Consider the following 7,799-nt stretch of genomic DNA (forward strand, 5'->3'; position numbering starts at 1 on the left):
CCCGTTCCCATTCCGAACACGGCAGTTAAGCTCTTCAGCGCCGATGGTAGTTGGGGGTTTCCCCCTGTGAGAGTAGGACGCCGCCAAGCCATTTCGAAAGATCAGCCATCCGGCTGGTCTTTTTTGTGTTATGAAAATTATGTAGCCTTGTTATTATTTTACCCAGAGAAGGCTTATATGGAAAATAAAAGTGTGATATTCCCCCAGCCATACTTTGACATGGGTTATTCAATCCGATTTCAAAATACTGGATAATGGTTTTTAAATAAGAGCAGTACATATATTTTAGCTAAAAAGAAATTTATTCAGAAACTGGTAACTAAAAAAGTGGAGAATATCGGGTTAGAAGGAATCCCTAATAAATGATGAATCCTTCGTGCCACAGCAAATAAAAGTATGCTTCATCTTGTATGAACAGGAACGAATCCAAGGTATGGCTGTACTTTCAAGGTAAATTAGATTCAAAATGAGTACTTCGAAATTCAGAAATGATGAGTATGCGTAATTGCGTTATAGCTTATTAAGGACTGCTTCATGAGTTTGACACAATTAAATTAGCGCAGTATAATAATTCAGTAGAACGATATACTAAATGAATTTAACTAATTAAATCTTGCATAAGTGTTAATTCAATACCTTTTGAATGGAGAACCTAATCGATTCTTAGTAGAACGATATACCAACACCATTTTGGTAGATCGATGTACAGAAGAATAAGATTAGTAGAACGATATACTATATATATGAAAAGTTAGTAGAACGATGTACTAACGGAAGCGGGTTTACTTATTGTTTTATTTAGTACGTAATTTTGTTCTTGAATTTATGATATGGGGCAAGGGGGCAACTTCTGAAAGGCTTAAGAGTCAAATTGCATTTCGATAATTATTTAATAGGGGTGTGTTTCATGAAAAATCCATTTATAAAAATGGCCACTGGTTTATATATTAGCTATTTTATTTTAGGCATGATCAATATTATCATCGGGTCAAATATGGAAAATTTGTCCGAACAATTAAACACGAGTGCCTCAGGGATAAGTTACTTGGTTTCTGCTATAGGAATCGGTAAGTTAGTTTCCTTGTTTTTCGCCGGTAGACTGTCGGATAAATTAGGAAGGAAACCATTTGTCGTTTCAGCATCTTTTATCTACCTGATCTTTCTTATAGGCATACCATTGGCTCCTAGCTATACATTGGCATTTATATTTGCTATATGTGCTGGTATTGCAAACTCATTTTTGGATGCAGGTACGTATCCAGCACTTATTGAGGCTTTTCAAAAGAAAGCTGGTTCCGCTACCGTATTAGTAAAAGCGTTCGTTTCAATCGGTGCCGCACTTCTTCCATTTATCATGGCGTTCTTTATAGCTAGAGATATGTTTTACGGGTATACATTCTTCTTAATGGCTGCTGTATATCTTGTTAATGGTTTTTTCCTGCTTAAGGTTTCTTTCCCGGATCATAAAGCCCAAGGCCAAACTCAGAATGATGAACAGGCTGTGCCGGTTCAACAGCAATTTCTCTCAAAACCGAAGTTTGCTCAGGAAGGTTTGGCAGTCATACTATTAGGCTTTACATCAACTGCTTTATTCATGCTGGTTCAAGTCTGGCTCCCGAACTTCGGACAAGATGTATTGGGGCTAACCCAAGCTAAGGCGGTTCAATTGCTTAGTTACTATAGCATTGGCTCCCTTGTTTCTGTCATTTTACTAGCTGTTCTATTGAATAAGGTAATTAAGCCCATTACCGTCATGATTATCTATCCGGTCATTGCAGCATTATCTTTATTGTCACTCATTTACATCCAGCAACCATTTATAACTGTTTTGAGCGCTTTCTTCATAGGGCTTTCAACCGCAGGGGTGTTCCAATTAGCCATGACAATAATCACAGAATTCTTCCCAGCCAATAAAGGAACAATTACTTCGTATGTAAACATTGCAGCTAGTTCAGCCTTTATCATCATACCTTTCGTTACAGGTATCATTTCTAAGAGTGCTGGTTTAACTGCGGTCTTCTTGTTTGATGTGGCAATTGCGATAGTCAGTATTTTATTGGCGGTATTCGTTGCCTATCGATACAAAAAGGTAATTAAGATTTCCAATTAAACGGTCTGACCGAACATCAGTGGGGCATGAACCCCACCGATGATAATGATAAAAGGGGGAAACATCCATGCAAACAATCACGATCAAAGACGTAACGATCGGAGAAGGGGTTCCAAAGATCATCGTTCCTCTAATGGGGACAACTGAAGAAGAACTGCTTAAAGAAGTTGAAACGGTAAATGCGCTACAGCCGGATATCATTGAATGGCGAGTAGATGTCTTTGAACAAGTCGAAAGCTTAGAAGCCGTTTCAGATATGATTTCAAAACTAAGAAGTGCTGTTCCCAATACTTTGCTGCTTTTCACTTTTAGAAGCCATAAAGAAGGAGGAAACAAGGAAATCAGTGATGTTCATTATTTCCAGCTTCTTCATACAGCAATTAAAACGAAGAATATTGATCTTGTCGATGTGGAGTTATTTTTTGAGGAATCATCAGTGAAGGCGACTGTAAAGATAGCTGAGGAAAATGGTGTATACGTAGTAATGTGTAACCATGATTTCGATAAGACACCAGCAAAAGAAGAAATCATTTACCGATTGCGTAAAATGCAGGAATTTGGCGCCCATATTCCAAAGATCGCTGTGATGCCCCAAACGGTTGGTGACTTACTCGTTTTATTAGATGCAACTTACACGATGAAAACAAAGTATGCCGATCGCCCATTCATTACGATGTCAATGTCGGGTACAGGCCTGGTCAGTCGATTATCAGGTGCGGTGTTTGGATCTGCTTGTACATTCGGTGCCGGAAAAGAAGCATCTGCCCCAGGACAAATTCCTGTTACTCAATTAAGAGATGTATTGGAGATCATTGATCAAAATATTTAACTCATAATTCCTTCCAATAAGGAATTTATATAAAGTTTAAAAAATCAGGGGGAATAGAACATGGAAAATCTAGGACGAATTAATGGGAAAACAGAATTAGTAGGATTGCTGGCAACACCTATCGGACATTCTTTATCACCTGCCATGCATAATTTAGCTTTCGATAAATTAGGCTTGAATTGCGCCTATTTAGCATTTGAGGTTGGAAACGAGGAGCTGGAAGATGCAGTAAAGGGGATGCGTGCATTAAATGTAAAAGGATTTAACGTATCCATGCCTAATAAAATGAAGATCCTTCCATATCTAGATGAATTGGCAGACAGTGCTAAATTTTCTGGTGCCGTTAATACAGTTGTCAATGTCGATGGAAAGTTCGTAGGGCACAGCACAGACGGAATGGGATATACTCGGAACCTAAAAGAACATGGTATAGATATTAAAGGAAAGAAAATGACTCTTATCGGTTCTGGCGGGGCTGCAACTCCAATTGCCATTCAATCTGCGCTGGAAGGTGTGGCGGAAATCAGTATTTTTGCTCGTGATGATGCTTTCTTCCCGCAAGCAGAAGAGAATGTACGAATCATCAATGAAGATATGAAGCACTTAAATGTGAAAGCCAATGTATACCCTCTTGAAAATGTTGAACAATTAAAGGCTGAAATCGCAACTAGTGATATTTTGGCTAATGGAACTGGCGTTGGCATGAAACCTCTTGATGGCTTAAGTGTCATTCAAGACGAATCAATGCTGCGTCCCGATCTAATCGTAACAGATGTTGTTTACATCCCGCGTAAATCAAAACTAATGGAACAAGCTGAGGCTGCGGGTGCTACAGCCATTAATGGTCTTGGGATGATGCTTTGGCAAGGCGCACTGGCCTTTGAATTATGGACAGGTCAACAGATGCCTGTTGATTACATCAAAGAGCAATTGTTTGCAGAATAATATGATTCACTCTGGAGATTATTCTCCAAATAGAGGTTTTTTCATACTTGATGTGCATCATCGTTAATTATTACATTAAATGAGTGCAGATACCTCAGAGCTAAGAAATGCAGGGAGTGAAAACCCTTGTTTTTCTTAGCGTTTTTTTTTGAAAAGTGGTTTTCATTTAAATGGATAACATAAAGGGGAGGCTTTAATGTAATTACATTGTGCATTAAAGCGTTCTAGGGGAGAAACACAAAGTGATTTATTATAGGGGTGTAATAATGAAAAATCAGTATTTTAAAGCGGCATCTGGCATGTATATGAACTATTTCCTGCTAGGGATGGTAAATATAATTCTCGCCTCGAACATGCCCTCTTTAACAGAACAATGGGATACGGACTCAACTGGCATCAGTTATCTCATTGCAGCAATAGGAATAGGCAGATTACTTACGTATGGTCTCTCGGGAGTATTATCAGATAAATTTGGGAGGAAACCATTGATCATTGTCTCTTCGGTAATAATGGGCGTTTTTTTAATTGGGATTCCATTTTCCCCCACATATGAAATGGCGTTTGTATTTGCTTTACTTGCTGGAATTTCCAACTCAGCCATGGATGCTGGTACATATCCGGCTCTAACTGAAATGTTTCCTGGATCTGCTGGTTCCGCCAGTGTAATGGTTAAGGCTTTTGGTTCACTTGGTGCAACCATTCTGCCATTCATCATCTTATTTCTAACTAAGAACGAATTATTTTACGGGTTTGCATTTTTATTGCCGGCTGTAGTCTACTTCTTGAATATGTTCTTTGTTTTGTCTGCTTCATTTCCAAAAAGCAAATCCGATGCTGTCAGTCATGAGGAGGAATTGCATAGTAGCAGGTTCATAGCTGAACCAAAATTTTGGAGTGAAGGAGTCGCACTAATCATAATTGGGTTTACATCAACTGCGTTATTTACAGTTTCGCAAATCTGGTTACCGAGCTTTGGCCAAGAAGTCGCAGGGATGCCATCTTCAAGTGCAATTAAATTATTGAGCTATTATAGTGTTGGATCACTGATTTCCGTCCTGCTATTATCCATCTTATTAAACAAATGGGTTAAGCCCGTGACGGTGATATTGCTTTATCCAATGATTACTTTACTTACTGTAATCATCATATTAACGATTCATTCACCCATTGTCTTAAGTATTAGCTCCTTTTTCCTTGGAGCCTCGACAGCTGGGATATTTCAATTAACCATTGCAATAATGACTGAACTCTTCTGGAGGAAAAAAGGAACTGTAACAGGGATCGTTGCGACGGCTTCCAGTTTGGCGAGCGTCATTTTACCAATTGCAACGGGCTTGCTCGCTAAGAACGGTGATATATCACATATATTTCTTTTTGATTGCTTTATTGCAACTATTGGGATCCTGGCTGCAGCTTTTGTTTATTACCGATATAAAAAGTTGACACAGCACCAGACCATGTTAAACCATGGCTAATAAGTATGATGGATTACTTAAAACTCCATCTACTAGAACTAGGGTGGGTTTTTTTGGGACTAATGAATATTTGATATAGATGTATTGGAGTGAGTATTAATCGATGGTATACCCAGTTCCAAAAGCAAGGGTGTAATAATGACAGTAACTATATTATTATTATAGTAAGAACATGATAATCATAAGTACATCAAAAATACATTCAAGATGGTGATTGAACTATGAAACAATCCAAAAAAGGGCGGGTCACGCTGCAGCAGGTAGCGAAACATGCTGGGGTTTCTACATCCACTGCTTCCCTTATCGTTCGCAATAACCCTCGAATATCGGAAGCGACGCGAAAAAAGGTATTAAAATCCATGCATGAACTGGGTTATGTATACGATAGAATTGCAGCCAACCTAAGGTCGCAGAGTTCTGATACTGTAGGAATCATTATTACCGATATATCAAACACCTTTTTTTCTGAATTCCTGATAGGCGTTCATGACGCATTGGATGAGGTCGGGTATACAGTGTTGCTGGGAACTACTTTCGACTCGGTTGCCAAGCAAGACCATCTCCTTTCAACCATGATGGAACATAGGGTGGGAGGCCTGATTCTTTGTCCTGTCTCTGAAAGCTCACAAGATACAATTGAACGGCTAAATGAAATTGACACGCCGATGGTCCTTGCTGTCAGGGAACTGCCTGGAGTGAATAGCGACTATGTTGGCATAGACTATCCAGAAGGAGCCAGGATGGCTGTTGATCATCTACTTGGAAAGGGACATAAAAGAATTGCGCTCCTTGGTGGCATCAAGGAATCCTCTACTTGGATCGAGAGAATGGAGGGATACCGAGAAGCTCTTTCAAGAGCGGGATTGGAAGTGGATGAATCGCTGGTTATAGATAGTGCCCCTACCCGGGAGGGAGGGCTGCAGGCTGTATTGAAAGTACTTGAGAATCCTAATCCGCCTACCGCGATTTTTTGCTTTAGTGACTTAATTGCTTTCGGTGTTATGCAAGGATTAATGATGAAAGGATTTACTCCTGGAAAAGATATAGATATCGTTGGGTTTGATAACGTTCCAGTCGCAGAAATCTATCATCCTCCGCTAACGACCATTTCCTCATTCCCTAGACGTATTGGGAAAGAAGCAGCGAATCTCCTGTATCAGCAAATGGAGAATATTGAACGTGATCAACAGCGAATCATCTTGAATCCAGAACTGATTATTAGAGAGTCTTCCTAATAAAGAAAAATAAAAAGGTGATCAGTTTACAGAAGGTTAGGTATCACGCCGCTGTACCCTTTTCATCTTTTCTATTTATTCTTTTATTGGGAAAATCGATTAAATGAAAGAGCTGTTCTTACTTAAGCGGTTCATAAATATCCCAGGCAACTTTCAATGAATCGACGATGAAGTCTGCCACTTCATCAACATTAAGATCATTGGTATTCACTTTTGAATGATGATAGGAGTATATTTCTTGTCTTGTGTGAAAGAGTTCTTCTATTTCCTCAAGGGACCGGCTTTGTAAAACAGGTCTACTATCAATAAGTAAGCCTATTCTCTCTTTCCAGTATTCCCAAGATAAGTCCAGGTAAAAGACAATGCAATTGGATAAACAGATGTTCCGTATATCCTCTTGTAAAAATGCCCCGCCCCCAACCGAAATGATTTTCAATTGTTGTTGACTAAGGCTTTCAATTACACTTTTTTCTTTTTCGCGAAATGCTTTTTCTCCAAACTTCTTGAATATTTCTGTAGTGGGCATATTGAATTCCTTTTCAATTTCTTGATCTATATCAATAAAGTCCCTATATAATTTCCTTGCTACTTTCTGTCCGATCGTCGTCTTTCCTACTCCCATAAAGCCAATAAAAACGATACTTTGCATCCTCAAAGATGTGTTTTTATTAATCATTTATAAATTCCTCTCCCAACTATTTTTATAATGATTAAAAGTCTATCCTGAAATTTTAAAAATATATATATTATAGTACAAGAAAGTAAAATTGTAAAAAAATTTTTTAATATTTGGACAATAGGATTCGTGATTTAACGGTTTATTTCTAAAGCAATTTATCCGAAAAGGAGCAATCAACTTTTCAGTATTTGATTTATACATCTGATTACATGTTTACCTTCATCTATCCAGATTGTTAATGCCATTTCACATTACTAGCAGGTTTTATTGGTCAAAAGCATTACTAGGCTGAAGGGAAATGTGATTCATTTAATAAAATGGATGGAATTAATGATTTTACTGGGGGTTATTTGTTTTAAGCGGAAGCCAGGTTAAGAAAGGCACATTTATTCCTCTATATAATTGCTTAAATCATTTAATAAGGAAATGCATGAAATGTGTTGACTTTATGGTGGGAAAGGATTAATATAAATAAGCACCAACTAAGACAAACGAAAAACTTCATCGCTTTTGGCTGATTGCTGAA

The 7,799-nt window shown here is 38.3% G+C and carries 6 protein-coding genes and 1 rRNA gene; 6 read left to right on the forward strand and 1 reads right to left on the reverse strand.

The window, feature by feature from the left end; genetic code table 11:
- The 6 genes from rrf to ACFVS1_RS26695 all read left to right on the forward strand — a co-directional run.
- Positions 1–89 (forward strand): 5S ribosomal RNA (gene rrf / locus ACFVS1_RS26670); the annotation flags it as partial.
- An 818-nt stretch (positions 90–907) separates the two neighbouring features.
- Positions 908–2,110: an MFS transporter gene (locus ACFVS1_RS26675; protein ID WP_241594831.1), complete on the forward strand. Its 1,203-nt coding sequence runs from the start codon at positions 908–910 to the stop codon at positions 2,108–2,110.
- Positions 2,111–2,177: 67 nt separating this feature from the next.
- Positions 2,178–2,939, forward strand: a complete 762-nt coding sequence (aroD, locus tag ACFVS1_RS26680) for a type I 3-dehydroquinate dehydratase (protein ID WP_387552195.1) — start codon at positions 2,178–2,180, stop codon at positions 2,937–2,939.
- Positions 2,940–2,999: 60 nt separating this feature from the next.
- Positions 3,000–3,884, forward strand: coding sequence for a shikimate dehydrogenase (locus ACFVS1_RS26685; RefSeq protein WP_101226132.1), 885 nt, complete (start codon positions 3,000–3,002; stop codon positions 3,882–3,884).
- 266 nt (positions 3,885–4,150) lie between these two features.
- Entirely contained in the window at positions 4,151–5,359 is a 1,209-nt protein-coding gene (locus ACFVS1_RS26690) for an MFS transporter (RefSeq protein ID WP_387552199.1), read from the forward strand.
- A 221-nt stretch (positions 5,360–5,580) separates the two neighbouring features.
- Entirely contained in the window at positions 5,581–6,594 is a 1,014-nt protein-coding gene (locus tag ACFVS1_RS26695) for a LacI family DNA-binding transcriptional regulator (protein ID WP_387552202.1), read from the forward strand.
- A 118-nt stretch (positions 6,595–6,712) separates the two neighbouring features.
- Here the strand turns inward: ACFVS1_RS26695 and ACFVS1_RS26700 are convergent, their stop codons facing one another.
- Positions 6,713–7,270 carry a shikimate kinase gene (locus ACFVS1_RS26700; RefSeq protein ID WP_352928193.1) on the reverse strand — a complete coding sequence of 186 codons (558 nt, stop codon included), beginning with the start codon at positions 7,268–7,270 and terminating at the stop codon, positions 6,713–6,715.
- Between the last annotated feature and the right edge of the window lie 529 nt (positions 7,271–7,799).

This window comes from Peribacillus sp. NPDC058075 (assembly GCF_042885195.1).
GTDB lineage: Bacteria > Bacillota > Bacilli > Bacillales > DSM-1321 > Peribacillus.